Below are 24956 nucleotides of genomic sequence, written 5' to 3'. Positions count from 1 at the left end.
GGGGGGCTCGGATGCCGTGGCTTCCCACGGTAAATCCCTATTCATACCGGTGCTTGGGGCCCTGGGGTGTGGGCCGGGTCACCAGCCTCCACCGTGGCCGACGGGGTGTTGGTTTTGTGGGAACTCCACGAAGGCCCGGGGAAATCTTTGCCGGAGTGGCGCCCCATACGGGTGGTGGTGACGAAACCCTTGCCGCAACTCCTACCCGTTAGTAGCGTGCGCCCTACGTGATACCGGCGGTAATCCGGTCAGGGACAGGGGGCGTGCAGTGCGCAGGAGTGTGGCCGCGACAACGGCTGTGGTGCTCGTCCTGGAGGCGTTCGGCTTCGCCGTCGTCAACTGGGTGATGGGCATCGCCGTGGAGCACCAGCAGATGTCGCTCGGCGGGCTGAAGCCCAGTGCCATGGCGGCCGGCGCGTGGGCGGCCGGCGTGGTGATGGCGCTCTTCCTCATCGGCTGCGCGATCGTCCTCGCCCGCGCCGCCCTCCGGGACCGCGCCCCCGGGCGCCTCGGCGGCGTCCTGCTGATCGTCTGTGCCGTCACCCACGGCGTGCTCGCCGCCGGGCTGGCCGCGCCGGTGGGCTGGGCGGCGTTCGTGGGGCTGGTGGTGATCATGGGGCTGGTGGTGCTCAGCCTGGTCCTGTTCGCCGGTGACGCGGCCCCGGCGGCCCCGGCGGCCCCAGCCGTCCAGGAGCCGGGCGGGAGCACGCCCCCGCCGCCTCCCGTGGCGCCCGCGGCGGTCTGAGGACCGGTCTCAGACCCAGAAGTCGGTGATGCGCAGACCGAGGTCCGCGAAGAGCCGGCGCAGCAGCGGCAGCGACAGCCCGATGACATTGCCGGAGTCGCCCTCGATGCCGTCGACGAACGGGGCCGAGCGCCCGTCGAGCGTGAACGCCCCGGCCACCTTCAGCGGCTCGCCCGACGCGACGTAGGCGGCGATCTCGTCGTCGTCCGGGGTGCCGAAGCGGACCGTGGTGGAGCCGGTGGCCGACACCCGGCGGCCGCCCTGGGACAGGTCGATGACGCAGTGTCCGGTACGGAGCACGCCGGAACGGCCGCGCATGGACTTCCAGCGGGCGGTGGCGTCCTCCGCGTCGGAGGGCTTGCCGAGAGCCTGGCCGTCCAGCTCCAGTACGGAGTCGCAGCCGATGACCACCTCGTCGCCGGAGAGCCCCGCGGCGACCGCGGCGGCCTTGGCCTCGGCCAGCACCAGGGCGAGTTCGGCGGGGCTGCCGGCGGTGACGGCCTCCTCGTCCACGCCGCTGACGACGACCCGCGGGTCGAGTCCGGCGTCCCTGAGCAGTCCGAGCCGCGCCGGTGAGGCGGAGGCGAGGACGAGCGGGCGGGTGCGGGCGATGCGGCTGTCGGTCATGCCGTCATGGTAGTCAGCAGCGCCAGGCCACCAGGGCCGTGATGACGGGGACGGCGACGGCGATCACGAGCATCGCCCGGCGCATCATCGCCTGGGCCTGCCGCATCTCCTCGGGGGGTTCGTCGGACGGGTCGGACCACAGCATCCGTCCAGGGTGCGCCGCGCGCGGTGCCCGCGCCTGAGTACGGATACTCAGGCGCGGGCGGTACGCCGCGGACGCGGGCCGCGGGCCGCTCAGTGCGGCCAGTACGTGGCACGCCAGGCGGCGGGTGCCGGGCGCAGCGCCCGGGACGGCACGTTGCGCGCGGGGGCGGCCCACTCGTCGGCCCGTCGCGGGCCGTCGGCAGGGCCCGGTGCGGCCGCGGCCCGCGCTTGGACGAGGGCGACGACGGCCGCCAGTTCCTCCGGGGTCGGGTTGCCCCGTTCGACCTTGATCATCATTGTGGGCACACTCCTTACAGCGGGATGTTGCCGTGCTTCTTCGGCGGCAGGCTCTCGCGCTTGTTCCGCAGCGTCCGCAGCCCCTTCACCAGGTGCATACGGGTCTCCGAGGGCATGATCACCGCGTCGACGTAGCCGCGCTCCGCCGCGACATACGGGTTCAGCAGCGTGTCCTCGTACTCCCGCATCAGCTCCGCGCGCAGCGACTCGGCCTCCTCCGGCGAACCGGCCTCGGCGAGCGTGCGGCGGTGCAGGATGTTGACCGCGCCCTGGGCGCCCATGACGGCGATCTGGGCGGTCGGCCACGCCAGGTTGAGGTCGGCGCCCAGGTGCTTGGAGCCCATGACGTCGTAGGCGCCGCCGAACGCCTTGCGGGTGATGACGGTGATCAGCGGCACGGTGGCCTCGGCGTACGCGTAGATCAGCTTGGCGCCGCGCCGGATGATGCCGTTCCACTCCTGGTCGGTGCCCGGCAGGAAGCCGGGGACGTCGACGAAGGTGATGACCGGGACGTTGAAGCTGTCGCAGGTGCGGACGAAGCGTGCCGCCTTCTCGCCGGCGTCGATGTCCAGGCAGCCGGCGAACTGCATCGGCTGGTTGGCGACGACGCCGACCGGGCTGCCCTCGACGCGGCCGAAGCCGGTGATGACGTTCGGGGCGAACAGCGACTGCGTCTCCAGGAACTCGCCGTCGTCCAGGACGTGTTCGATGACCTGGTGCATGTCGTACGGCTGGTTCGCCGAGTCCGGGATCAGCGCGTCGAGTTCCAGGTCCTCGGCGCTGACCTCCAGGTCCGCCTCCTGGGGGTAGGCGGGCGCCTCCTGGAGGTTGTTGGACGGCAGGTAGGACAGCAGCGCCTTGACGTACTCGATGGCGTCCTTCTCGTCGCCCGCCATGTGGTGCGCGTTGCCCGAGACCGAGTTGTGCGAGCGGGCGCCGCCGAGCTCCTCGAAGCCGACGTCCTCGCCGGTGACGGTCTTGATGACGTCCGGTCCCGTGATGAACATGTGCGAGGTCTGGTCGACCATCACCACGAAGTCGGTGATGGCGGGGGAGTACACGGCGCCGCCCGCGCAGGGGCCCATGATCAGCGAGATCTGCGGGATCACGCCGGAGGCGTGGGTGTTGCGGCGGAAGATCTCGCCGTACAGGCCGAGGGAGGTCACGCCCTCCTGGATGCGGGCGCCACCGGAGTCGTTGATGCCGATCATCGGGCAGCCGGTCTTCAGCGCCCAGTCCATGACCTTGACGATCTTCTCGCCGTAGACCTCGCCGAGCGCCCCGCCGAACACCGTGAAGTCCTGCGAGAACACCGCGACCGGGCGTCCGTCGACGGTGCCGTAGCCGGTGACGACACCGTCGCCGTAGGGGCGGTTCTTCTCCAGGCCGAAGTTGGTCGAGCGGTGCCGCGCGAGCTCGTCGAGCTCCACGAACGAGTTCTCGTCCAGCAGCAGTTCGATACGCTCACGGGCCGTCAGCTTGCCCTTCGCGTGCTGCTTCTCCACCGCGCGCGCCGAGCCTGCGTGCGTCGCCTCCTCGGTTCGGCGGCGCAGATCCGCGAGTTTCCCCGCGGTCGTGTGGATGTCGTACTCCGGCTCAGCCATGGGAGGCGGCTCTCCTGTTCCCGTCGGGTGGATCTGAGGGTGTGACGTGACTGGCGAGTAATTCTGTTTCCGTAGCGTAACCGCGCGGATGCTGCCCGGTCAGTGCGGCGTTGGCCACACCCCTGCTCCTAGGCTGGGACACATGACATCGAACCGCTGGTCCGACCTCGACCGCCCGCCGCTCAACGTGACGGCCCTGCGCAAGGCGATCGTCACCCCGGACAGCCGGTGGACCTCCGTCGACCTCGTCGAGTCCACCGGCTCCACCAACAGCGACCTGGGCGCCCGCGCCCGCGAGGGCGCGCCCGAGGGCGCGGTGCTGGTCGCCGAGGAGCAGACGGCGGGCCGCGGCCGGCTGGACCGCCAGTGGCAGGCGCCGGCCCGCTCCGGGCTGTTCTTCTCCGTCCTGCTGCGGCCGACCGCGGCCCCCGTCCACCGCTGGGGCTGGCTGCCGCTGCTCGCCGGGGTCGCAACGGCCACCGCCGTCGCACGCACGGCGGGCGTCGACACGGGCCTGAAGTGGCCCAACGACGTGCTGGTGACCATCGACGGCGAGGAGCGCAAGACCGGCGGCATCCTCGCCGAGCGGGTGGGCGACGACGCGGTGGTCCTGGGCATCGGGCTCAATGTGACCCTGCGCGAGGACGAGCTGCCGGTGCCCGCCGCCGGCTCCCTGGCGCTCGCCGGGGCCAAGGTCACCGACCGCGATCCGCTGCTGCGCGCCGTACTGCGGTCCCTGGCCGACTGGTACGGCGAGTGGCTGGGCGCGGAAGGCGATCCGGCCGCCTCCCGGCTGCAGCAGGCGTACGCCGCCGGCTGCACGACCCTGGGCCGCACGGTGCGCGCGGTGCTCCCCGGGGGCGCCGAGGTGACCGGCCGGGCGGTCGCCGTGGACGACGACGGACGCCTGGTCGTCGCCACCGACGCGGGCGAGCAGGCGGTCGCCGCCGGTGACGTCGTCCATGTGCGGCCGGCGGGAGAGTGAGCCAGGCCACACCTGTCGTATGGTTGGTCCGGAAGCCGCCGGCAGGCGTGCGGGAAGGCCAGTGCAGGGACCCTGGAGGGGGCGGGCGGTGACCGTGGACGACGCGAGCGACCTCCCGTCGCACGACGGACCGGACCGGGAGCCGGAGAGCGGGCCCGAGGGCTCCGCACCCGACGACGAGCCGGAAGCCGAGCCGGAGGACGATCCAGAGGCTGGGGTGCCCGGTCCGGACGAGGACCCCATCGCGCTCCGCCTGGAGGCTCTGATCATGGGCGCCGAGCGGCTCTACACGCCGTTCCAGGCAGCCCGCAGCGCCGGTGTCTCCATGGACCTGGCGGCGCGCTTCTGGCGGGCCATGGGCTTCGCCGACATCGGCCAGGCACGGGCCCTGACCGAGGCCGACGTGCTCGCGCTGCGCCGCCTGGCGGGCCTGGTCGAGGCCGGTCTGATCAGCGAGAACACCGCCATCCAGGTCGCCCGCTCCACGGGTCAGACCACCGCGCGGCTCGCCGAGTGGCAGACCGACTCCTTCCTGGAGGAGCTGACCGAGCCGCCCGAGCCCGGCCTGACCCGGGCCGAGGTGGCCTATCCGCTGGTCGAACTGCTGCTGCCGGAGCTGGAGGAGTTCCTGACGTACGTCTGGCGGCGGCAGTTGGCCGCCGCCACCAGCCGGGTCGTGCGCTCCGACGACGAGGAGGCCGTCGACCGGCGGCTCGCCGTCGGCTTCGCCGACCTCGTCGGCTTCACCCGGCTGACCCGGCGGCTGGAGGAGGAGGAACTCGGCGAACTGGTCGAGGCCTTCGAGACCACGGCCGCCGACCAGGTCGCCGCGCACGGCGGACGGCTGGTCAAGACCCTCGGTGACGAAGTGCTGTTCATCGCCGACGACCCGGGTACCGCCGCGGAGATCGGCATGCGGCTGATCGAGACGATGAACGGCGACGAGACGATGCCCGCGCTGCGCGTCGGCATCGCCTTCGGCACGGTCACCACGCGCATGGGCGACGTCTTCGGCACGACGGTGAACCTGGCGAGCCGGCTGACCTCGATAGCGCCCCGGGACGCGGTGCTCGTGGACGGGGAGCTCGCGCAGGCGCTGGTCGCCGGTGGCGAGGCGCCCGAGTCGGAGGCGGGGATCGAGCCCGGGTCGGACGAGAAGTACCGGTTCGCGCTGCAGCCGATGTGGCGGCGGCCGGTGCGCGGTCTCGGCGTCGTGGAGCCCTGGCTGCTGGCCCGGCGCGGGAGCTGAGCGGGCCGGGGGCGCTTTCGCCTGCGGGGCGGGCCCCCTACCCTGCTCGGGTTGGTTCACGATCGTTAACGGCCGACCCGAAGGGTGCGTGGGGCAATGTCCGAGCAGCGGTTTGGTGAGTGGGTGGCGGTCCGCCGGCACGGTGACGCGGGGCGGGTCGCCGAGTTGGTGCTCGACCGGCCGAAGGCCATGAACGCCGTCTCCACGGAGATGGCGCGGGCGATCACCGAGGCCTGCGCCGCCCTGGCCGCCGACCGGTCGGTGAGCGTGGCCGTGCTGAGCTCCACCCATGAGCGGGCCTTCTGTGTGGGTGCCGACCTCAAGGAGCGCAACTCCTTCTCCGACGCCGACCTGATGAGGCAGCGTCCGCACACCCGGGCCGCCTACACCGCCGTGCTGGAGCTGCCGATGCCCTCGGTGGCCGCCGTGCACGGCTTCGCGCTGGGCGGCGGCTACGAACTGGCGCTGGCGTGCGACGTGATCGTCGCGGACCCGACGGCCGTCGTCGGGCTGCCCGAGGTCTCGGTCGGCGTGATCCCCGGAGGCGGCGGCACGCAGTTGCTCCCGCGCCGGGTCGGCGCCGCCCGCGCGGCGCAGCTGATCTTCACGGGGCGGCGGGTACCGGCCGCGGAGGCGCTCGCGCTCGGCCTGGTGGACGTCCTCGCCGAGGAGGGCCAGGACGGTGCCGAGGCGCTGGCGCTGGCCGCCCGGATGGCCCGGAACTCCCCGGTGGGGCTGTGGGCCGCCAAGCGGGCGCTGCGCCTCGGCCAGGGCACGGACCTGCGCACCGGACTGGACGTGGAGGACGCGGCCTGGCGCACGGTCGCCTTCTCCGGGGACCGGGCCGAGGGTGTGGCGGCGTTCAACGAGAAGCGCGACCCGGTGTGGCCGGGGGAGTGATTGGCGCGGGAAACGGCCGTGCCGGGCGGGCTTGGAGCGCGCGCGATCCGGTAAACGTCGCAAACTGGTAAAAAGTGCGGCGACAGGAGACGGGCGCATGAACGGCACCGGCGGCGGGGACGTGCGGCTGCGCGCCGTCGCCGAGCTGGCGCGGGCGGTGGCCGCGGCGAAGTCGCCCATGGAAGCGGTCGTCGCCGCCGCGACCGCCGCGAGGGTCGCCCTCGGCGGCACCATGGCGGCGGTCTCCCGGTGGGAGCGCGACCGCGGGCGGCTGCGGGTCCTGGTGAACGACGGCGACCTCGCGCCCGACGAGGAGGCACAGCCGGCCGAGGAGGTCTACTCGGTCGCCGACTTCCCCGAGATCGTGGAGTTCCTGCACGGCCGGTGGACGGACGGCGGTGAGCCGCACGCCTGGGTCGAGACGGCGGACGGCCCGGCCGGCGACCGAACCGGCGCCTACTGCCACCAGCGCGTCGCCATGCTGCGCCGGCGCGGCCGATCCTCCTGCGTGATCGCGCCGATCCTGCTGCACGGGCTCGCCTGGGGCGAGCTGTACGTCGCCCGGGCGGCCGGACGGCCGGTCTTCGACCGGGACGACACGGAGTTCGCCACCGTTCTGGCCGCGCTCACCGCCGCCGGGATCGCGCAGACCGAGCGGCTGGCGGAAGTGCGGCGGCTGGCCTTCACCGACCCGCTGACGGGGCTGGCCAACCGGCGCGCGGTGGACCAGCGCCTGGAGGAGGCCCTGGAGCGGCACCGCGCCGACGGGACCCCGGTCAGCCTGGTGGTCTGCGACCTCAACGGCCTCAAACGGGTCAACGACCAGCTCGGGCACGCGGTCGGCGACCGCCTGCTGGTCGGCTTCGGCTCGGTGCTCTCGCTCTGCGGCGCGGCGCTGGCGGAGAGCCTGGTGGCCCGGCTGGGAGGCGACGAGTTCTGCCTGCTGTCGGTGGGGCACGGGGCCGAGGACGTGGTCCGGGTCGCCGAGGAGCTGTGCGTACGGACCAAGTGGCTGGGCCTGGGCGACGGGGTCGCGGTCGGGGTGGCCTCGACGGACGCGGAGATCGGGCAGGTCACCTCGGCGCGGCGGCTGTTCCGGCTGGCGGACGCCGCCCAGTACCGGGCGAAGGCGCTGCACTCCATCGAGCCGGTCGTGGCGGGCCGCGGGGCGCCGGAGGACCCGGTGGTCCGGCTCGCCGACCAGCCCGCGGGCCACGACGTGGAGCGCCGGCGCTTCCGCGGCCGGGACTAGCGGGGACGGTGCCGGTGTCGTCCCGGTTGCGCCGTCAGGTGCCGTCCGTGTGCGGTGTGACACGGTGCTGGGGGAGCCGGTGGTCCGGCTTGCCGACCGGCCCGCGGGCCACGGCGTGGGCGCTCGCCGGCGGCGGGAGTCGGGGCGTCCGCCCTCCGGCGGCCGGGGCCACGTCGGCGGCAGGGGCCGGCCCGGACGCGGTCGAGAGGCCTCGCGCCGGTCGCGGCGCTTCGCCGTGAGGTCGGAAACCGGACACGTGACAGCTCGCGATTCAGTCCGTAGGGTGCGTGAATATGGGTATGCATAACGTGGTGATCGGGGCCCACGGGGCCACGGTGGAGGATGTGCTGGCTGTCGCCCGCGGCGGCGCGCGCGTGGAGCTGTCGGCGGAGGCGCTGGCCGGGATCGCCGCGGCGCGCGCCGTCGTGGACGCGCTGGCGGCCAAGCCGGAGCCCGTCTACGGCGTGTCCACCGGCTTCGGCGCGCTGGCGGTGCGGCACATCAGCCCCGAGCTGCGCGCCCAGCTCCAGCGCAGCCTGGTGCGCTCGCACGCGGCCGGCATGGGGCCGCGAGTGGAGCGCGAGGTCATCCGCGCGCTGATGTTCCTGCGGCTGAAGACGCTCGCCTCCGGCCGGACCGGAGTGCGTCCCGTCGTCGCCGAGACGATGGCCGCTCTGCTCAACGCGGGCATCACCCCCGTGGTCCACGAGTACGGCTCGCTGGGCTGCTCCGGCGACCTGGCCCCGCTCGCGCACTGCGCGCTGGTGCTCATGGGCGAGGGCGAGGCGGAGGGTCCCGACGGCGTCGTGCGCCCCGTCCCCGAGCTGCTGGCCGAGCACGGCATCGAGCCCGTCGAGCTGCGCGAGAAGGAGGGCCTGGCCCTCATCAACGGCACCGACGGCATGCTCGGCATGCTCGTGATGGCCCTCGACGACCTGCGCCTGCTGTTCACCTCCGCCGATGTCACCGCCGCGCTGTCCCTGGAGGCGCTGCTCGGCACCGACAAGGTGCTCGCCCCCGAACTGCACGCGATCCGCCCGCACCCCGGCCAGGCCGCCAGCGCAGGCAACATGCGGCGGGTGCTCGCAGGGTCCGGGCTCACCGGGCACCACCAGGACGACGCGCCGCGCGTGCAGGACGCGTACTCGATCCGCTGCGCCCCGCAGGTGGCCGGCGCGGGCCGCGACACCGTCGCGCACGCGCTGACCGTCGCGGAACGCGAGCTGGCCTCGGCCGTCGACAACCCCGTGGTGGTGTTCGGGGACGAGGGCTCCGAGGGGCGGCTGGAGTCCAACGGGAACTTCCACGGCGCTCCCGTGGCCTACGTGCTGGACTTCCTGGCCATCGCGGCCGCGGACCTCGGCTCGATAGCGGAACGGCGCACCGACCGGCTGCTGGACAAGAGCCGTTCGCACGGCCTGCCCGCCTTCCTGGCCGACGATCCGGGCGTGGACTCGGGCCTGATGATCGCTCAGTACACGCAGGCCGCGCTCGTCAGCGAGAACAAGCGGCTCGCGGTCCCGGCCTCGGTGGACTCCATCCCGTCCTCGGCGATGCAGGAGGACCACGTCTCGATGGGCTGGTCGGCCGGGCGGAAGCTGCGGCAGGCGGTGGACAACCTGGCCCGCATCGTGGCGATCGAGCTGGTCGCCGCGTCCCGGGCGATCGAGATGCGCGTGCAGGGCAGCGAGGTGCTGGTGCCCGCGCCCGCGTCACAGGCGGTGCTGAAGGCGGCGCGTGAGGCGGATGTGACCGGCCCGGGCCCGGACCGCTTCCTGGCGCCGGACCTGGCCGCCGCGTACGAGTTCGTTCGCAGCGGTGCCCTGGTGGCGGCGGCCGAGTCGGCGACCGGGCCGCTCGCCTGAGACCGGCCGGTCAGTAGCCGCGGGCGCGGCGGCTCGCATGGATCACGAGCGCCGCGCCCATGCCGAGGAACGCGGTGCCGCCGATCAGGTACGGCGTGGTGTCGACGCTGCCGGTGTCCGCGAGCTGCTGTCCCCCGTCACCGCCGGACGCGGTGGTGGAGGTCGTCGTGGACACCTCGGCAGCCGTCGTCGTCGTGTGCTCCGGGTTGGCGGACGCGTTCGGCACGAAGTAGAGCGCACCGAGTACGGCCGCCGCGGTGACGGCGACGTAGGCGGGAGAGCGGTACGAGGTCAATGGATCCCCCAGCGGATGCGGTGACTTGACCGTGGAGCCCGATGTTAGTGAGACAAGGGGTGCGGAGGGAAGTTCGAACCTGGAACGCCCCCTTCCGCAACCTGCGCGCCGCTCCCGCGGGTATCCTGCCGCCCGGATCCGGGTGCCTCCCCCCTCGGCGGGCCGCGCGAGCATACGCTGCGCCACATGAGCACTACTGACATCCCCATCGGGGAGAGCGGGCCGCGTTACGTGCGGCTCCAGGTCGAGCTGGTCCTGGAGATCACGGGGACCGACGAGCTGACGGATGCCGCGCTCGACCAGCTCGGCGGCGACGAGTACATGCCCGACGGCGAGCGGCAGCACGCGGAGTCCTCGGTCCGCCAGGACGAGTCGGAGGCGCTGGCCTACCTGGTCGACCCGTTCGACCTGGTCACGAGCGTGCCGGGGATCGAGATGGTCCAGGCGTCCTGGTCCTGCGCTCACACCGAGTACGACCCCGACTCCGATGAGTGGGACCTCTACGACGACGTGTCCGCCGACGAAGAGGACGACGCCGACGCCGACGCCGACGACGAGAGCGCCGACGACGCCGATGCGGAGGGGAAGGAACCGCGCGGCCGCTGAACACGTCTTGATATGCGCGTGCCTCACAGGCCCCGGGCCCGACATCGGGTCCGGGGTTCCGCATGAGCTGCTGTGGGCAACGCGTTGGTGTTGTTCCCCACACTCTGCGGCGTGGAGGAACGGACCTAAGACCCTGGCAGTTCCCGAGAGTACGACTGAGGCTCGAATGAGGTCCGCGGCTCGCGTAGCCGCGGGCTGGGGGATCGCGTACCGAAGACATTGGAGATTCGTGTGAAGCGCGCCGAGACCGGCACAGCCAACGACCCGCGCCCCTCCCGCAAGCGGGGGGCAGAGCTGGCAGCGATAGCTCTGCTGGCCGTCGGCGCGATCACCCTGACCGCCTGCGGGGGGGACAAGGCGGACGCCGGCACCGATAACACCGTCAAGTCCCAGGCGTCGGTGGACGACGCCGCGGCGAAGGACGCCTCCGACGCCCGAATAGCCATCACGCCCAAGACCGGTGCCGACAACGTCAGCATCAACTCCGGCTCCAAGGTCTCCGTCACCGAGGGCAAGCTGAGCGCCGTGACGATGACCACGGCCGCGGACGGCAAGGAGGTCGAGGGAACGATCTCCGCCGACGGAGCGAGTTGGGCGCCGAACGCGCCGCTGGAGCGCGCCACCAAGTACACGATCGTCGCCAAGGCGGAGGACGCGAAGGGCCGCAAGGCGACGGAGAACTCGACCTTCACCACCGTCTCGGCCGCGCACAGCTTCATCGGCTACTACACCCCCGAGGACGGCCAGACCGTCGGCGTGGGCATGCCGGTGTCGATCAACTTCAACAAGGCCATCACGGACAAGAAGGCCGTCCAGTCCGGGATCACGGTGTCCTCCAGCAGCGGCCAGCCGGTCGTCGGCCACTGGTTCAACGGCACCCGCCTGGACTTCCGCCCCCAGAACTACTGGACCGCCGGCTCCACCGTCACGGTCAAGCTGAACCTGGACGGTGTCGAGGGTGCCGACGGCGTCTACGGCGTCCAGGAGAAGACGGTCTCCTTCAAGATCGGCCGCAGCCAGGTCTCCACGGTCGACGCCTCGACCCACCAGATGAAGGTCGTCCGCGACGGCAAGGTCATCAAGAACGTCCCGATCTCGGCGGGCTCGGACGAGCACACCACCTACAACGGCCAGATGGTGATGTCCGAGAAGTTCACCGAGACCCGGATGAACGGTGCGACCGTCGGCTTCACCGACGACGACGGCAAGGGCGAGTACGACATCAAGGACGTGCCGCACGCCATCCGCCTGACCACGTCCGGCACGTTCATCCACGGCAACTACTGGGGCTCGGACTACGTGTTCGGTCACGTCAACACCAGCCATGGCTGCGTGGGCCTGAACGACACCAAGGGCGCCAAGGACACCGCCACCGACGCGTACTGGTTCTACACCAACTCGATCGTCGGCGACGTCGTGATCGTGAAGAACTCCAAGGACAAGACCGTCGACCCGGCCAACGGGCTCAACGGCTGGAACATGAGCTGGGCCGACTGGAAGGCCGGCAGCGCGGTCTGATTCTCGGAGGGCTTTGCCCAAGAGCACGCGCAGGGGCCCGGAACCGTTGTGGTTCCGGGCCCCTGCGCGTGTGCGGGTCAGTCCTTGGAGCCGTCCACGATGACGGGGGCGCCGTTGCCGTTCGTGCCGCAGGGGACCGCGTAGACCGGGTGGGCCTTGGCGGCCTCCTTGTAGGCCTCCAGGCACTGGTTGTAGAGCACCTTGTCGTTCAGCGAGCCCGTGATGATCTTGTTGGCGCGGGCGATGCCCTCCGCCTCGATCCGCTTGCGCTCGGCCTCGGCCTTGGCCGTGCGCGCCGCCTCGACCGCCCGCTCGGTGGCCTGCTGCTGCTGGATCTTCTTGTCGATCTGCGTCTGCAACTGGTCGGAGGGCCGCACATTGCGCAGGTTGACGGCGGTGATGTCGATGCCGCGCGGCGCGAGGCGCTCCTTGATCAGGGAGTCGATCTCCCTGCCGATGTCCTCGCGGGCGGAGGCGTAGCCCTCCTCGCTGGTGTGCTCGGCGAAGACGTTGCGGATGATCTCCCGGCTGTCCGGCACGACCAGGCGCTCCTGGATGGCCTCCTCGTTGCCCGCCAGCCGGAAGAGGGCGACGGCCTTGCCGGGCACCACGGCCCACTTCACCGTGACGTCCGCGTACAGCACACCGCCCTGCGAGGAACGGACCTCGACGACGTCCTTGTCGTAGAGGTTGAGGTCCGCCGGGCGGGTGGAGAAGGAGGTGATGCCGGTGAACGGGGACGTGAAGTGGATGCCGGAGGTCATGGGCGAGCCTATTTTGCCGAAGGTCACCGGCACGCCGACCTCGTAGGCGCTCACGACGTGGACGCAGGCGAAGACGCCCGCCAGCACGCCGGCGAGGGCGCTGAGCGCGGCGCCCAGCTTTCAGCCCCCCGTGCGGCCGCGGCCGACGAGGAACAGCACGACGGCCGCGATCAGCAGCAGAATGCACAGCACGAACACGGAAATCCCCCTGGGACGACGACGATCCGCGCCACCTCCCCGTGCGGCGCGCAGCGCATCGTAACGGGCCTCGGCGTCTAGGGGGTTCGCAATTGCTGGGGGTCGTCCAGGACGTCGCGCACGACGCTGTAGGCCGCGCCCAGCAGGACGCCCTCGCGGCCCAGCCGGGAGACCAGGACCGCGTCCGCGGGCCACTGGCGGTCCGTCACGCGGCGGTCCAGCTCCCGCACCAGCGCCCCGCGCAGCCACGGGGCGAGCGCGGCCAGGGTGCCGCCCAGCACGACGGCCTGCGGGTCCAGCAGGTTCACCGCTCCGCTCAGCGCGATGCCGAACGCCTGCCCGGCCGCGGCCAGCGCCTTCAGCGCCGCCGGGTCGTTCCCGGCGGCCGCGGTGTGCAGGGCCTTGAGAGCGTCCAGCCGGTCGGGGCCGATCCCGGCGGCCCGCAGCACCGCCTCCTCGCCCGCGTACTGCTCCAGGCAGCCCCGGGAGCCGCACGAGCAGTGGGGGCCGTTGGGGAACACCGGTACGTGGCCCAGTTCCCCGGCGAAGCCGCGGGCGCCGCGGAACAGCCGGCCGTCGATGACGAGCGCGGCGCCGATGCCGATCTCGGCCGAGACGTGCACGAAGTCCGTGACGCCCTCGTGGCCGCCGAGCCACAGCTCCGCCAGGGCGCCGAGGTTGGCCTCGTTGTCGACCAGCGTCGCGGTGGGGGTGAGGCCGTCGAAGAACTCCGCGGCCGGCACGTCCTCCCAGTCGAGGTTGGGGGCGCGCGTCACCTGCCGCCGGTCGCGCCCGACCAGCCCGGGGACGGCGACCGTGAGCCCGGCGGGGAACAGCCCGCTGCCGTGCACCTCCGCCGTCACCTCCTGTACGAGGGTGGCCAGTTCGCGGAGGACTTCCGAGGCCGTACGGCCGCGGTTGGCGGCCTCGACGCGGGCCCGGGCGCGGACGGTACCGCGCAGGTCGATCGCGCAGACCGCCAGGTGGTCGACGCCGACCTCGGCGCCCAGGCCCACCGGGCCGGTGTCGCTGAGGGCGAGCGCCGTGCCGGGCCGGCCGACCGTGCCGGGGCGCTGGGTGCCGAGCTCCACCAGCAGCCCGGCCGCCAGCAATTCGTCCACCAGCGTCGAGACCGTCGCACGGGTCAGCCCGACCTCCGCGGCCACCGCGGCCCGCGACATCTCGCGGTGCTCGGCCACGGCATGGGCCACCAGGGCCAGATTCCGCCTCCGCACGCCCGCCTGCGATCCCGGGCCCTCCGCCACGTGCCGATCCCCTCTCGTCCGATGCTCGGTGCTCGATGACTGCTGTCTGATGAAGGCCGTTCTGTCCCGCACGTGCACGCCCCGCTGCCCGGTCAATCGCCCGCCGGACGGGCCCGTACGTGCATCCGCTCGCCCTGGGCACCGAAGAGACTCAGGAACTCCACGGGCTGCTGCCCCGCGTTGGCGAAGCCGTGCGGGGTGCGGGTGTCGAACTCGGCGGCCTCGCCCGCGGTCAGCACCAGATCGTGGTCGCCGAGGGCCAGCCGCAGCCGTCCGGACAGCACGTAGACCCACTCGTACCCTTCGTGCCGCCCCTGCTCGGGCCGGACCGCCGGGTCCTGGGGCGGCTGGATGATCATCTTGTACGCGTGCAGCCCGCCCAGATAGCGGGTGAGCGGCACGAAGGTCTGCCCGTGCCGGGTGACGGGGCGCGGATGGACGCGGGGGTCCCCGGTCGGCGGCGCTCCCACCAGTTCGTCCAGCGGTACGCCGTACGTCTTCGCCAGCGGCAGCAGCAGTTCCAGCGTCGGTTTGCGCTGCCCGGACTCCAGCCGCGACAGAGTGCTCGACGAGATCCCGGTGGTCTCGCCGAGCTGTGCGAGCGTGACGCCCCGCTCCCGCCGCAGGGCCCGCAGCCGGGGTCCGACGCCGGACAGCACCCCGGGGATGTCGTCGTCTGCCATGCCTCCATTTGCCGTTCCGCCAAGCGATCTTGTCAAGGCCGTGCAGGGTGGCGAGCGTCTCCCGCACCGGTGCGGCCCGCGCGGAAGGACGTTCCGCGCGGGCCCGGCCGCCAGGGACCGCTCACTTCACCCCGAAGGCCCGCGACAGCTCCGCCCCGATGCGGCCGAGGGACTCCTCGTCGCGCGGGACCGGGTCGTACGACGGGCCCTGCGCGGTGTTCCAGCGGCGGGCGATCTCCTGCGGGGTCTCGCCCGTCAGCAGGGCCGCCGCCTGGGCCGCCGCGCCGAGGGCGACGAGCTCGTCGGCCACCGGGACGCCTACCGCGCGGCCGGACAGCCGGCGCACCGTCTCCCGCCAGGCGGTGCCCCGGGCGCCGCCGCCGATCAGCAGCAGGGGGGCGTCGGAGGGGGTGCCGTCGACCGCGAGGACCTGGTCGAGCGCGCTGAGCAGGGCGTACGCGGCGCCGTCGTAGGCGGCCTGGAGAATCTGCCCCGGCGTGGTGTCGTGCCGCAGCCCGGTCAGCAGCCCGGAGGCGTACGGGAGGTTGGGGGTGCGCTCGCCGTCGAGGAACGGCAGCAGCACGGTGGAGCCGCCCGGGGCGACCGCTTCCCGGTCCAGCGAGAGCAGCGCCGCGACCTTGTCGACCGCGAGCGTGCAGTTGAGGGTGCAGGCCAGCGGCAGCCAGCCGCCGTGGCCGCCGGCGAAGCCGGCCACGATGCCCGTCGGGTCGGCGGGACGGGCCGCCGAGGGGGTGTAGACGGTGCCGGAGGTGCCGAGGCTGAGCGCCGGCTGGCCCGCGGCGAGACCGAGGCCGAGGGCTGCGGCGGCGTTGTCGCCGGTGCCCGCGGCGACCAGGGCGCCCTCGCGCAGCGGCAGGCCCGGCAGGACGGCGCCGGCCCGCTCGCCGGGGCCCAGGACGCGGGGCAGGAGGGCCGGGTCCAGGCCGATCGAGGCCAGCATCGCCTCGTCGTACGCCTCGGTGTCGGTGGCCCACCAGCCGGTGCCGGAGGCGTCGCCCCGGTCGGTGACGGCTGCGCCGCTCAGCCGTTCGGTGAGGAAGTCGTGGGGCAGCCGCACGGCCGCCGCGGCCTTGGCGGCCTCCGGCTCGTGCTCGGCGAGCCAGGCCCACTTGGTGACGGTGAAGCTCGTGCCGGGCACGCTGCCGAAGCGCTCCGCCCACCAGGCGGCGCCGTGCTTCTCGACCAGGGCGGCGGCCTGCGGCGCGGAGCGCACATCGTTCCAGAGCAGCGCGGGGCGCAGCGGCTTGCCGTCCGCGTCCAGCACGACCAGGCCGTGCTGCTGCCCGCCGACGGAGATCGCGCCGGCCTCCGCGGCGTACGGGCCGAGCTGGGCGAGCGCCTCGCCGAGTGCTCTCCACCACACCTCGGGGTCGGTCTCGCGTCCCTCGCCCTCGCTCACCACATGCCGTGCCTGGCCCCTGGCCAGCACCTTTCCGGTCTCTACCTCGACTGCCAGCACCTTGGTGGACTGCGTGGAGCTGTCCACACCCAGTGCGATCGTTCCGTGCCCCATGTCGCGGCTCATGCTGCGGCTCCCTTCACAAAGCGGCGTTCGCATATTAATTTGTTCAACGGTCTTACGAATAGGAGCCGCCGCGATGAGTTTCACCCCCACCCCCGACGACAAGTTCACCTTCGGTCTCTGGACCGTGGGCTGGCAGGGCCGTGACCCCTTCGGCGACGCCACCCGCCCCGCGCTCGACCCGGTCGAGAGCGTGACCCGCCTGGCGGAGCTCGGCGCGTACGGCGTCACGTTCCACGATGACGACCTGATCCCCTTCGGGTCGGACGACACCGCCCGCGAGGGCCACATCAAGCGCTTCCGCCAGGCGCTGGACGCCACCGGCCTGAAGGTGCCGATGGCCACCACCAACCTCTTCACCCACCCGGTCTTCAAGGACGGTGCCTTCACCTCCAACGACCGCGACGTGCGCCGCTACGCGCTCCGCAAGACCATCCGCAACATCGACCTCGCCGCCGAGCTCGGCGCCAAGGTCTACGTCGCCTGGGGCGGCCGCGAGGGCGCCGAGTCCGGTGCCGCCAAGGACGTGCGGGTCGCCCTGGACCGCTTCAAGGAGGCCTTCGACCTGCTGGGCGAGTACGTCCTCGAGCAGGGCTACGACCTGCGCTTCGCCATCGAGCCCAAGCCGAACGAGCCCCGCGGCGACATCCTGCTGCCGACCGTCGGCCACGCGCTCGCCTTCATCAACGAGCTGGCGCACCCCGAGCTCGTCGGCCTCAACCCCGAGGTCGGCCACGAGCAGATGGCCGGGCTGAACTTCCCGCACGGCATCGCCCAGGCGCTGTGGCACGGCAAGCTCTTCCACATCGACCTCAACGGTCAGTCCGGCATCAAGTACGACCAGGACCTGCGCTTCGGCGCCGGCGACCTGCGCTCCGCGTTCTGGCTGGTCGACCTGCTGGAGACGGCCGGCTACGAGGGCCCGCGCCACTTCGACTTCAAGCCCCCGCGGACCGAGGACTTCGGCGGCGTGTGGGCCTCCGCCGAGGGCTGCATGCGCAACTACCTCATCCTCAAGGACCGGGCCGCCGCGTTCCGCGCCGACCCGGCCGTGCAGGAGGCGCTGAAGGCCTCGCGCCTGGACCAGCTCGCGCAGTCGACCCTCGCCGAGGGCGAGACCCTGGCCGGCTTCCTCGCCGACCGCACCGCCTTCGAGGACTTCGACGTCGAGGCCGCCGCGCAGCGCGGGTTCGCCTTCGAGCAGCTCGACCAGCTGGCGATGAACCACCTGCTCGGCGCCCGCTGAGCCGGTCGGACCGCGGCCCCCGGGCCGCATAAACAGGTTGCCGTCGGGTCCCGCCCGACGGCAACCTGCCCGGATGACCGAACTGAGGATGCTCACCCCGGAGGACTGGCGGCTGTGGCGCGGGATGCGGCTGGCCGCCCTCGCCGACGCGCCGCACGCCTTCGGCTCCCGGCTCGCCGACTGGCAGGGCGCGGGGGACCGCGAGGAGCGCTGGCGCGACCGGCTCGCCCTGCCCGGCACCCACCTTGCCGCCCTGCTCGACGGGGTCCCCTCCGGCATGGCGAGCGGCGTCCCGGGCGAGAGCCCCGGCGCCACCGAACTGATCTCGATGTGGGTGGCGCGTGACGCGCGCGGCCACGGCGTGGGCGACCTGCTGATCCGGGCCGTCGAGACCTGGGCCGCGGGGACCGGCGCCGCGGTGCTCACCCTCGCCGTCGCGGACGGCAACGAGCCGGCCGCCGCGCTCTACCGCCGCAACGGTTTCGCGTTCACCGCCGATCCCGTGGGCAGCATGCCCGACGGCCGCCCGGAGCGCCTCATGGCGAAGCGGCTCCCAGCGGGCGCGGCGTGACGGAAATCACCAGGCGAACGACTCCGGGGCGGGCCCCGGCCCCGGGAAGATCTCGTCCAGCCCGGCCAGCAGCTCCGCGTCCAGCTCCAGTTCCGCCGCCCGCAGTGCCGACGCGAACTGCTCCATCGTGCGCGGCCCGACGATCGGCCCCGTCACCCCCGGCCGGGTCAGCAGCCAGGCCAGGGCCACTTCGCCCGGCTCCAGCCCGTGCTTGTCCAGCAGGTCCTCGTACGCCTGGACCCGGGCCCGCACGGCCGGATCGGCCAGCCCCGCCGCCGAACGGCCCGCCTTGGTGCGCGAGCCGCTGTTCTCGCGCTCCTTGCGCAGGGCGCCGCCCAGCAGCCCCTGGTGCAGCGGCGACCACGGGATCACCCCGAGGCCGTACGCCCGGGCCGCCGGGATCACGTCCGCCTCGGCCCGCCGCTCGGCCAGGTTGTACAGGCACTGCTCGCTGACCAGGCCCACCATGCCGCGGTTCGCGGCGATCTCGTTGGCCTGCGCGATCTTGTAGCCGGGGAAGTTCGAGGAGGCGGCGTAGAGGATCTTTCCCTGGCGGATCAGCACGTCGACCGCCTGCCAGATCTCCTCGAAGGGAGTCGCCCGGTCGATGTGGTGGAACTGGTAGATGTCGATGTGGTCCGTGCCGAGCCGGCGCAGGCTCGCCTCCGCCGCCCGCCGGATGTGGAGCGCGGAGAGCCGGTCGTGGTTGGGCCAGGACTGCTCGTGCCAGGCCTTTCCGTCGGCCGACATGTTCCCGTACATCTTCGTCGCGAGGACGACCTTGTCGCGGCGGCCGGCACCGCCGGCGAACCACCTGCCGATGACCTTCTCCGTCAGGCCCTTCTCCTCGGCCGTGCCGTAGATGTCCGCCGTGTCGAAGAAGTTGACGCCCGCGTCCAGCGCCGCGTCCATGATCCGGTGGCTGTCCTGCTCGTCCGTCTGCCCGCCGAAGTTCATCGTGCCCAGCACGATACGGCCGACCTTCAGGCCGGTACGGCCCAGCTGCGTGTACTCCATGGACGACCAGCCAACGCCTTCGAGCGGACTCACGGCAAGGGGGTCCGGGGTGGTGCGCTCCGGCCCTGCCGCGTCAACTCCAATGGGGCAAGGGTGCGTCGGGGCGGCGGCGTTCCTGCTGCTCCTCACCGTCTTCCGCGGCCTGCTCGTGGGCGAAGGCCGCGCTGCTCAACCTGCTGTCCATCGGGGCGGCCTACGGCGTCGTCGTCGCCGCCTTCCAATGGGGTGGGGCGCCTCCTGACTCGGTGTCACCGGGACCGTGCCGGTGGAGTCGTACGTCCCGATGACGATGTTCGCCATCGTCTTCGGGCTCTCCACGGACTACGAGGTCTTCCTGCTCTCGCGCATCCGCGAGGCCCGGCTGGAGCACGGACCGAAGGAACGATCTTCACCGGACGGCCGTCGGCAGCGTTCCGGAGAAACACCGCGAGGTCCGCAGAGACACCCTCGCCGACCTGGTCATCAGCAGGCACGGGACGTCGTTCCAGACGCTCGACCAGCACCGATCCACCTCGGCCCAAGACACGGGGGCACCCCCGACTGCCGCTGCCCTTGCGACTCCACCCCCGCCCAGCACCTCCCCGGCCCTGAACAGCCGTGCAGACAACCGCTGTCGATAGCCTGACCGAGTGATGACCGACCTGACTCTCCTGTCGCGCGTGGCCTACCGCGGACAGGAGATCACCGCGCCCCGGCTGCGCGGGCTGCTCGCGCTGCTCGCGGCCGAGCTGCGCTCCGGATGCAGCACCACGCGCCTCGTGGACGGACTGTGGGGGGACGAGCTGCCGGCCAACCCCGCCAACGCGCTGCGGATCCTGGTGTCCAGGGCCCGCTCCCAGCTCGGGGCCGACGTCATCGTCAGCACGCCGACCGGCTACCGGCTGGCGCTGGGCGCGGAACAGGTCGACAGTTCGGCGGTGGTGACGTGTGCCGAGGCGAGCGCCCGGCACACCCGGGCCGGGGATCACACCGCCGCCCTCGCCGGTGCCGAGGAGGGCTTGGCCTTCTGGGACACCGCACCGGACGCCGAGGCCGTACCGGGTGACCCGGTGGCGGAACTGCGGGCCGAGCGGGCGCCGCTCTACGACTCCCTCGTACGCTCCCGCGCGCTCGCCCTCGCCCGGCTGGGACGACGGGCCGAGGCCATGTCGCCGCTCACCGAGGTCTTCGCCCGGACCCCCCGCGACGAGGAGGTACTGGCCGAACTGCTGGGCGCCGAGGCGGCCACGGCCGGGCCTTCGGCGGCGCTCGCCCGCTACGACACGTACCGGCGCGAACTCCGCGACGACCTCGGCACCAACCCGGGCCCCGGCCTCAAGGCCGTGCATCAGCTGCTGCTGCAGGCCGAGGCCCCCACGGTCCGGTACGGGGTGCCGCACGATCCGAATCCGCTGCTGGGGCGGCACGAGGATCTCGCGGCCGTGGCCGGGCTGCTGCGCTCCTCGCGGCTGACCTCGATCGTCGGCCCCGGGGGGCTGGGCAAGACTCGCCTCGCGCACGCCGTCAGCCGCCAGGCGGAGCAGCGGACGGTGCACTTCATCTCGCTGGCCGGAGTCAGCATGAACGAGGACGTCGCCGGCGAGGTGGCGTCCGCGCTGGGCGGAGGGTCGGACGCGCCCGCCAAGATCGTCGCCGCGCTCGGCACCGAACCCGCACTGCTCGTGCTGGACAACTGCGAGCAGGTCGTCCAGGGCACCGCCGACCTGGTACGCGAGCTGGTGGCCTTGTCCAGGGACCTGCGGGTGCTGGTCACCAGCAGGGCACCGCTCGGGCTGAGCTCCGAAGCGGTCTACCAGCTGCCGCAACTGAGCCTGGCAACCTCGATCGAGCTCTTCGAGCACCGGGCCCGGGCCGCCCGCCACCACGTCGAACTCCCGCCCGCCGCGGTGGCGGAGCTGTGCCGCCACCTGGACGGGCTGCCGCTCGCCGTGGAGCTGGCCGCGGCACGGGTACGGGTGCTGACCGTTCCCGAGATCACCCGCCGCCTCGGCGACCGGTTCGCGCTGCTGCGCGGCGGGACCCGGGACGCACCCGAACGCCACCGCACCCTGCACGCGGTCGTCGAGTGGAGCTGGAACCTGCTGGAGGAAGACGCCCGGGCGGCACTGCGGGCGCTGTCGGTCTTCCCCGGCGGCTTCACCGAGGACGCGGCGGAACACCTGCTCGGCGAGGACGGCGACGCGCCCTACCTGCTGGAGCAACTGGTCGACCAGTCGCTGCTGAAGGTCGCCGACACCACGGCCGGGATCCGCTTCCACATGCTGGAGACGGTGCGGGAGTTCAGCGCCGCCCGCCGGGCGGCGGCCGGGGAGGAGCAGGCGGTCACCGACCGGTTCCTGGACTGGGCGCGCGCCTTCGGACTCACCAACCACGACGCCTTGTTCGGCCTCGAACCGCTGCGGCACTGGGCGCGGCTGCGCGCCGAGCAGGACAACCTCGTGCTCGCCCTGCGCCTCGCCCTCGCCCGCGAGGACCACGCCACCACCGCGGCGGCCGGCGCGGTGCTGGCCGGCGTCTGGCTCACCGACTCCGCGAGCTTCCACCGAGTCCTCACCCTGGCCGCCGACACCGCGGCACCACTGTCGCACTACCGCCCGGACTCCCAGCACACCGACGTCACCCGCACCCTCTGCGCCATCTGCGCCGCCGCCCCCTTCATCGGGTACGGCCCGCCCGGGCCACGCCACTTCCTCGTCCTGCGCCGGATGCCCCCCGCGAAGCCGGACACCCTGCTGCGAGCACTCGCCGTCGTACTGAGCGCGATCCCGGACATGCGCCCGCCCGGCTACGAGGCCCTGCAGGAACTGTGCGCGAGCGAAGCGCCCTTGCTGGCGGGCATCGCCGAGTGCGTGGCCAGCTACCTATGGGAGTACGAGTACGAGCCGGAGCGCGCATTGTCCTCCGCCCGCCGGATGCTCGCCATGGTCGACGCGGTACCCAACCCGACGCTCGGACTGCTCGGCCACTCCCGCAGCAGCGAACTGTGCGCCGACGCCGGCCTCGGCGACGAGGCGTACCGGCATCTGCTCGCAGCACTGGACACCTTGACGCACCTCAGCGACCAGTCACCCACCACGGGGCTGCGCCGCGGCCTTGTCCTGGCATGCCTGCAACGCGGCGAGCCGGACGAGGCCGAGCAGTGGCTACGGCGGGTCGAGCGGAGCCCGGACGAGCAGACCTCGGACTTCACCTCGGACCAGGCCGCCTGGGCCGAGATCGCGCTCGCCCGCGGGCTCACCGAACTCGGTCTCAAGCAATGGCGGACGGCCGTCGAGCGGATACGCGCAAGCGACGAACCGCCCGCCGACCCCTCCATGGACGCCTGGGCGCGGGCGATCCGATCCCACGCGGTTGCCGCGCACGCGTACGCCGGGCGGCTGGAGCCGGTCGCCGGTCTCGTGACCGAGCTGGAGGACCGGCTGCGTACGCTGCTCGCCGACGACTCCCGCCCGCCCACGGAGGTCCTGACCCACGGCACCCACGTCCTGGCCCTCGGCCTCGCCCGGCTCGCCTCAGGCGACACGTCCGCGGTACGGCTGCTGGCCCTGGCCGAACGACTCCACGTCTCACAGGTGTTCCAGCCCACGATGTCCCTCGACCGCGCCCGGCGCGCCGCCGAAGACGCCGACGGGGCGGCGTACGCCGACGCGATGTCGGAGTACGCCGCCCTGAGGCGGGACGAACTGCGGGAGGCAGCCCGCACGCTCATTTCGGATCGCGGTTGAACTGCGCCGTCGACCAGCGGTAGCCGAGCACCGTCAGACCGGCGCACCACGCGACCGCGATCCACCCGTTGCTGCCGATCTCCGTGCCGAGCAGCAGTCCCCGCAGGGTCTCTATCGCCGGGGTGAACGGCTGGTACTCGGCGATCGGCTGGAACCAGCCCGGCATCGTGTCCGCCGGGATGAACGCGCTCGAGATGAGCGGGAGGAGGATCAGCGGCTGCGCGCTGTTGGCGGCCGCCTCGGCGTTCGGGCTGGCCATACCGATACCGACCGCGACCCAGGTGAACGCCAGCGAGAACATCACCAGCAGCCCGAACGCCGCCAGCCACTCCAGGGGCGTGGCGTCCGTCGACCGGAAGCCGATGGCCACGGCGATGACACCGACCAGGACCACGCTGGCGATGCACTGCAGCACGCTGCCCACCACGTGCCCGATGATCACAGAGCCGCGGTGGATCGCCATCGTACGGAAGCGGGCGATGAGGCCCTCGCTCATGTCCATGGAGATGTACACCGCCGCCCCGATCACGGTGCTGCCGACCGTCATCATCACGATGCCCGGCACGATGTAGGCGATGTACTCCGAGCGATCGGCGCCGCCGCCTCCGATGCCCGCGCTCATCACGTCGCCGAAGATATACACGAACAACAGCAGCAGCATGATCGGCGCGAGCAGCAGATTCAGGGTGGCGGACGGGTAGCGGCGCGCGTGCAGCAGATTGCGGCGCAGCATCGTGCTCGAGTCGCGGACCGCGAGGGAGAGGGCGTTCATCGGACGTTCTCCTTGGACTGGTTGGGGACGGTGGCCGGGGCGGTCAGCGCGAAGAACACGTCGTCGAGGTCCGGGGTGTGCACGGTCAGCTCGTCCGCCTCGACGCCGGCGGTGTCCAGCCAGTCGAGGATGGAACGCAGCTCGCGCTGGCTGCCGCCGCTCGGGATCTGCAGCGTCAGGGCCTCGTCGTCCCGGGTCACCTCGCGCAGCCGGTCGGCGGCGGACCGGAACGCGTCCGGGTCGGTGAAGCGGAGCCGTACGTGCCCGCCCGGGATGAGCCGCTTCAGCTCCTCCGCGGTGCCCTCGGCGGCGATCTTCCCGTCGTTCATCACCGCGATCCGGTCGGCGAGTTCGTCGGCCTCCTCCAGGTACTGGGTGGTGAGGAAGACGGTGACACCGCTCGAGACCAGCTCGCGGATGATCTGCCACATGGTGTGGCGGCTACGCGGGTCGAGGCCGGTGGTCGGCTCGTCGAGGAAGATGATCCGCGGGCTCCCGACCAGGGTCATGGCGATGTCCAGGCGCCGCTTCATGCCGCCGGAGTAGGTGGAGGCGGGCTTCCTCGCGGCCTCGGTCAGGTCGAACCGCTCCAGCAGTTCGGCGGCTACCCGCCGCCCCTCGCGCTTGGACAGGTGGTGCAGATCCGCCATCAGGAGCATGTTCTCCTCGCCGGTGATCAGGCCGTCGACCGCGGAGAACTGCCCCGTGACACCGATCGCGGCACGTACCGCCTGCGGGTCGGCGGCGATGTCGTGGCCGGCGACACGGACCTCACCGGCGTCGGCGGTGATGAGAGTGGAGAGGATCTTGACAGCGGTGGTCTTGCCGGCGCCGTTCGGGCCCAGGAGGGCGAAGACCGTGCCCGCGGGCACGTGCAGGTCGATGCCGTCGAGGACCGGCTTGTCCCCGAAGGACTTCCGCAGCCCCGTGGCCGCGATGGCGGATGCGTGGGTCGTTGTCGTCATGCCCCGGAGTCTGCGGGGCGCCGCGTTCAACGACCTTTCAGCGTGGTTTCACCGGTCGGCGCCAACCGGATACGCGGTGAAACGCGCAGGTCGGCAGAGCGGCTGCGGCAGGTGGGGATC

The 24956-nt window shown here is 72.5% G+C and carries 23 protein-coding genes and 1 pseudogene; 12 read left to right on the top strand and 12 right to left on the bottom strand.

From position 1 onward, the window contains the following. Positions 1–280: 280 nt before the first annotated feature. A complete protein-coding gene (locus RV983_RS14640) occupies positions 281–745 on the top strand; it encodes a hypothetical protein (protein WP_475986235.1) in 465 nt (154 codons plus the stop codon). Between the two features lie 9 nt (positions 746–754). Here RV983_RS14640 and RV983_RS14635 read toward each other — a convergent pair whose 3' ends face one another. From RV983_RS14635 to RV983_RS14620, 4 genes are all read right to left on the bottom strand, one after another. Further along, positions 755–1372, bottom strand: a complete 618-nt coding sequence (locus RV983_RS14635; protein ID WP_475986234.1) for a Maf family protein — start codon at positions 1370–1372, stop codon at positions 755–757. Between the two features lie 13 nt (positions 1373–1385). Continuing rightward, positions 1386–1517 (bottom strand): morphogenic membrane protein MmpB, encoded by a 132-nt coding sequence (gene mmpB / locus RV983_RS14630; protein ID WP_475986233.1) that lies wholly within the window; start codon positions 1515–1517, stop codon positions 1386–1388. A gap of 89 nt (positions 1518–1606) precedes the next feature. Next, complete coding sequence (locus RV983_RS14625) at positions 1607–1810, bottom strand: acyl-CoA carboxylase epsilon subunit (RefSeq protein WP_475990327.1); 204 nt, start codon at positions 1808–1810, stop codon at positions 1607–1609. A 17-nt stretch (positions 1811–1827) separates the two neighbouring features. Further along, positions 1828–3417, bottom strand: a complete 1590-nt coding sequence (locus RV983_RS14620; RefSeq protein ID WP_475986232.1) for an acyl-CoA carboxylase subunit beta — start codon at positions 3415–3417, stop codon at positions 1828–1830. A 142-nt stretch (positions 3418–3559) separates the two neighbouring features. Between RV983_RS14620 and RV983_RS14615 the strand changes: the two genes are divergently transcribed. The 5 genes from RV983_RS14615 to hutH all read left to right on the top strand — a co-directional run bounded on the left by RV983_RS14615 (position 3560) and on the right by hutH (position 9668). Further along, a complete protein-coding gene (locus RV983_RS14615) occupies positions 3560–4402 on the top strand; it encodes a biotin--[acetyl-CoA-carboxylase] ligase (RefSeq protein ID WP_475986231.1) in 843 nt (280 codons plus the stop codon). Positions 4403–4490: 88 nt separating this feature from the next. After that, positions 4491–5651: an adenylate/guanylate cyclase domain-containing protein gene (locus RV983_RS14610; RefSeq protein ID WP_475986230.1), complete on the top strand. Its 1161-nt coding sequence runs from the start codon at positions 4491–4493 to the stop codon at positions 5649–5651. A gap of 96 nt (positions 5652–5747) precedes the next feature. After that, positions 5748–6551, top strand: a complete 804-nt coding sequence (locus tag RV983_RS14605) for an enoyl-CoA hydratase/isomerase family protein (protein ID WP_475986229.1) — start codon at positions 5748–5750, stop codon at positions 6549–6551. Positions 6552–6648: 97 nt separating this feature from the next. Continuing rightward, a complete protein-coding gene (locus RV983_RS14600) occupies positions 6649–7803 on the top strand; it encodes a GGDEF domain-containing protein (protein ID WP_475986228.1) in 1155 nt (384 codons plus the stop codon). Between the two features lie 299 nt (positions 7804–8102). Then, on the top strand, positions 8103–9668 hold the full coding sequence (gene hutH, locus RV983_RS14595; protein ID WP_475990326.1) for a histidine ammonia-lyase: 1566 nt from the start codon (positions 8103–8105) through the stop codon (positions 9666–9668). A gap of 10 nt (positions 9669–9678) precedes the next feature. On the opposite strand, the gene RV983_RS14590 is transcribed toward hutH, so the two are convergent. Beyond that, positions 9679–9963: a hypothetical protein gene (locus RV983_RS14590; RefSeq protein ID WP_475986227.1), complete on the bottom strand. Its 285-nt coding sequence runs from the start codon at positions 9961–9963 to the stop codon at positions 9679–9681. Between the two features lie 186 nt (positions 9964–10149). Between RV983_RS14590 and RV983_RS14585 the strand changes: the two genes are divergently transcribed. Beyond that, complete coding sequence (locus RV983_RS14585; protein WP_475986226.1) at positions 10150–10569, top strand: hypothetical protein; 420 nt, start codon at positions 10150–10152, stop codon at positions 10567–10569. A 231-nt stretch (positions 10570–10800) separates the two neighbouring features. Then, positions 10801–12087: a L,D-transpeptidase gene (locus tag RV983_RS14580; protein WP_475986225.1), complete on the top strand. Its 1287-nt coding sequence runs from the start codon at positions 10801–10803 to the stop codon at positions 12085–12087. A 77-nt stretch (positions 12088–12164) separates the two neighbouring features. Here RV983_RS14580 and RV983_RS14575 read toward each other — a convergent pair whose 3' ends face one another. The 4 genes from RV983_RS14575 to xylB all read right to left on the bottom strand — a co-directional run bounded on the left by RV983_RS14575 (position 12165) and on the right by xylB (position 16543). Beyond that, the gene (locus RV983_RS14575) at positions 12165–12938 is read right to left on the bottom strand and encodes a prohibitin family protein (protein WP_475986224.1); all 774 of its coding nucleotides are present in this window, start codon (positions 12936–12938) and stop codon (positions 12165–12167) included. Positions 12939–13126: 188 nt separating this feature from the next. Beyond that, positions 13127–14284, bottom strand: coding sequence for an ROK family protein (locus RV983_RS14570; RefSeq protein ID WP_475986223.1), 1158 nt, complete (start codon positions 14282–14284; stop codon positions 13127–13129). 122 nt (positions 14285–14406) lie between these two features. Next, on the bottom strand, positions 14407–14997 hold the full coding sequence (locus RV983_RS14565; protein WP_475986222.1) for a helix-turn-helix domain-containing protein: 591 nt from the start codon (positions 14995–14997) through the stop codon (positions 14407–14409). Between the two features lie 121 nt (positions 14998–15118). Further along, complete coding sequence (gene xylB / locus RV983_RS14560) at positions 15119–16543, bottom strand: xylulokinase (protein WP_475986221.1); 1425 nt, start codon at positions 16541–16543, stop codon at positions 15119–15121. 73 nt (positions 16544–16616) lie between these two features. Between xylB and xylA the strand changes: the two genes are divergently transcribed. Beyond that, complete coding sequence (xylA, locus tag RV983_RS14555) at positions 16617–17786, top strand: xylose isomerase (protein ID WP_475986220.1); 1170 nt, start codon at positions 16617–16619, stop codon at positions 17784–17786. Positions 17787–17859: 73 nt separating this feature from the next. After that, entirely contained in the window at positions 17860–18357 is a 498-nt protein-coding gene (locus RV983_RS14550; protein ID WP_475986219.1) for a GNAT family N-acetyltransferase, read from the top strand. A gap of 6 nt (positions 18358–18363) precedes the next feature. Here RV983_RS14550 and RV983_RS14545 read toward each other — a convergent pair whose 3' ends face one another. Beyond that, positions 18364–19374, bottom strand: a complete 1011-nt coding sequence (locus tag RV983_RS14545) for an aldo/keto reductase (RefSeq protein WP_475986218.1) — start codon at positions 19372–19374, stop codon at positions 18364–18366. Positions 19375–19471: 97 nt separating this feature from the next. Between RV983_RS14545 and RV983_RS14540 the strand changes: the two are divergent. Then, positions 19472–19762: pseudogene (locus RV983_RS14540) on the top strand (MMPL family transporter); the annotation flags it as partial. A gap of 244 nt (positions 19763–20006) precedes the next feature. Then, positions 20007–23099: an ATP-binding protein gene (locus RV983_RS14535; RefSeq protein ID WP_475986217.1), complete on the top strand. Its 3093-nt coding sequence runs from the start codon at positions 20007–20009 to the stop codon at positions 23097–23099. Here RV983_RS14535 and RV983_RS14530 read toward each other — a convergent pair. Next, positions 23080–23871: an ABC transporter permease gene (locus tag RV983_RS14530; protein WP_475986216.1), complete on the bottom strand. Its 792-nt coding sequence runs from the start codon at positions 23869–23871 to the stop codon at positions 23080–23082. The genes RV983_RS14535 and RV983_RS14530 overlap by 20 nt on opposite strands. Beyond that, positions 23868–24836: an ATP-binding cassette domain-containing protein gene (locus tag RV983_RS14525; protein WP_475986215.1), complete on the bottom strand. Its 969-nt coding sequence runs from the start codon at positions 24834–24836 to the stop codon at positions 23868–23870. The genes RV983_RS14530 and RV983_RS14525 overlap by 4 nt, the downstream gene beginning before the upstream one ends. Positions 24837–24956: the final 120 nt, after the last annotated feature.

It is taken from the genome of Streptomyces sp. RLA123 (genome assembly GCF_056270165.1).
The sequence above is the reverse complement of the archived record's forward strand: the minus strand, read 5'-3'. Positions and strand labels throughout refer to the sequence as shown.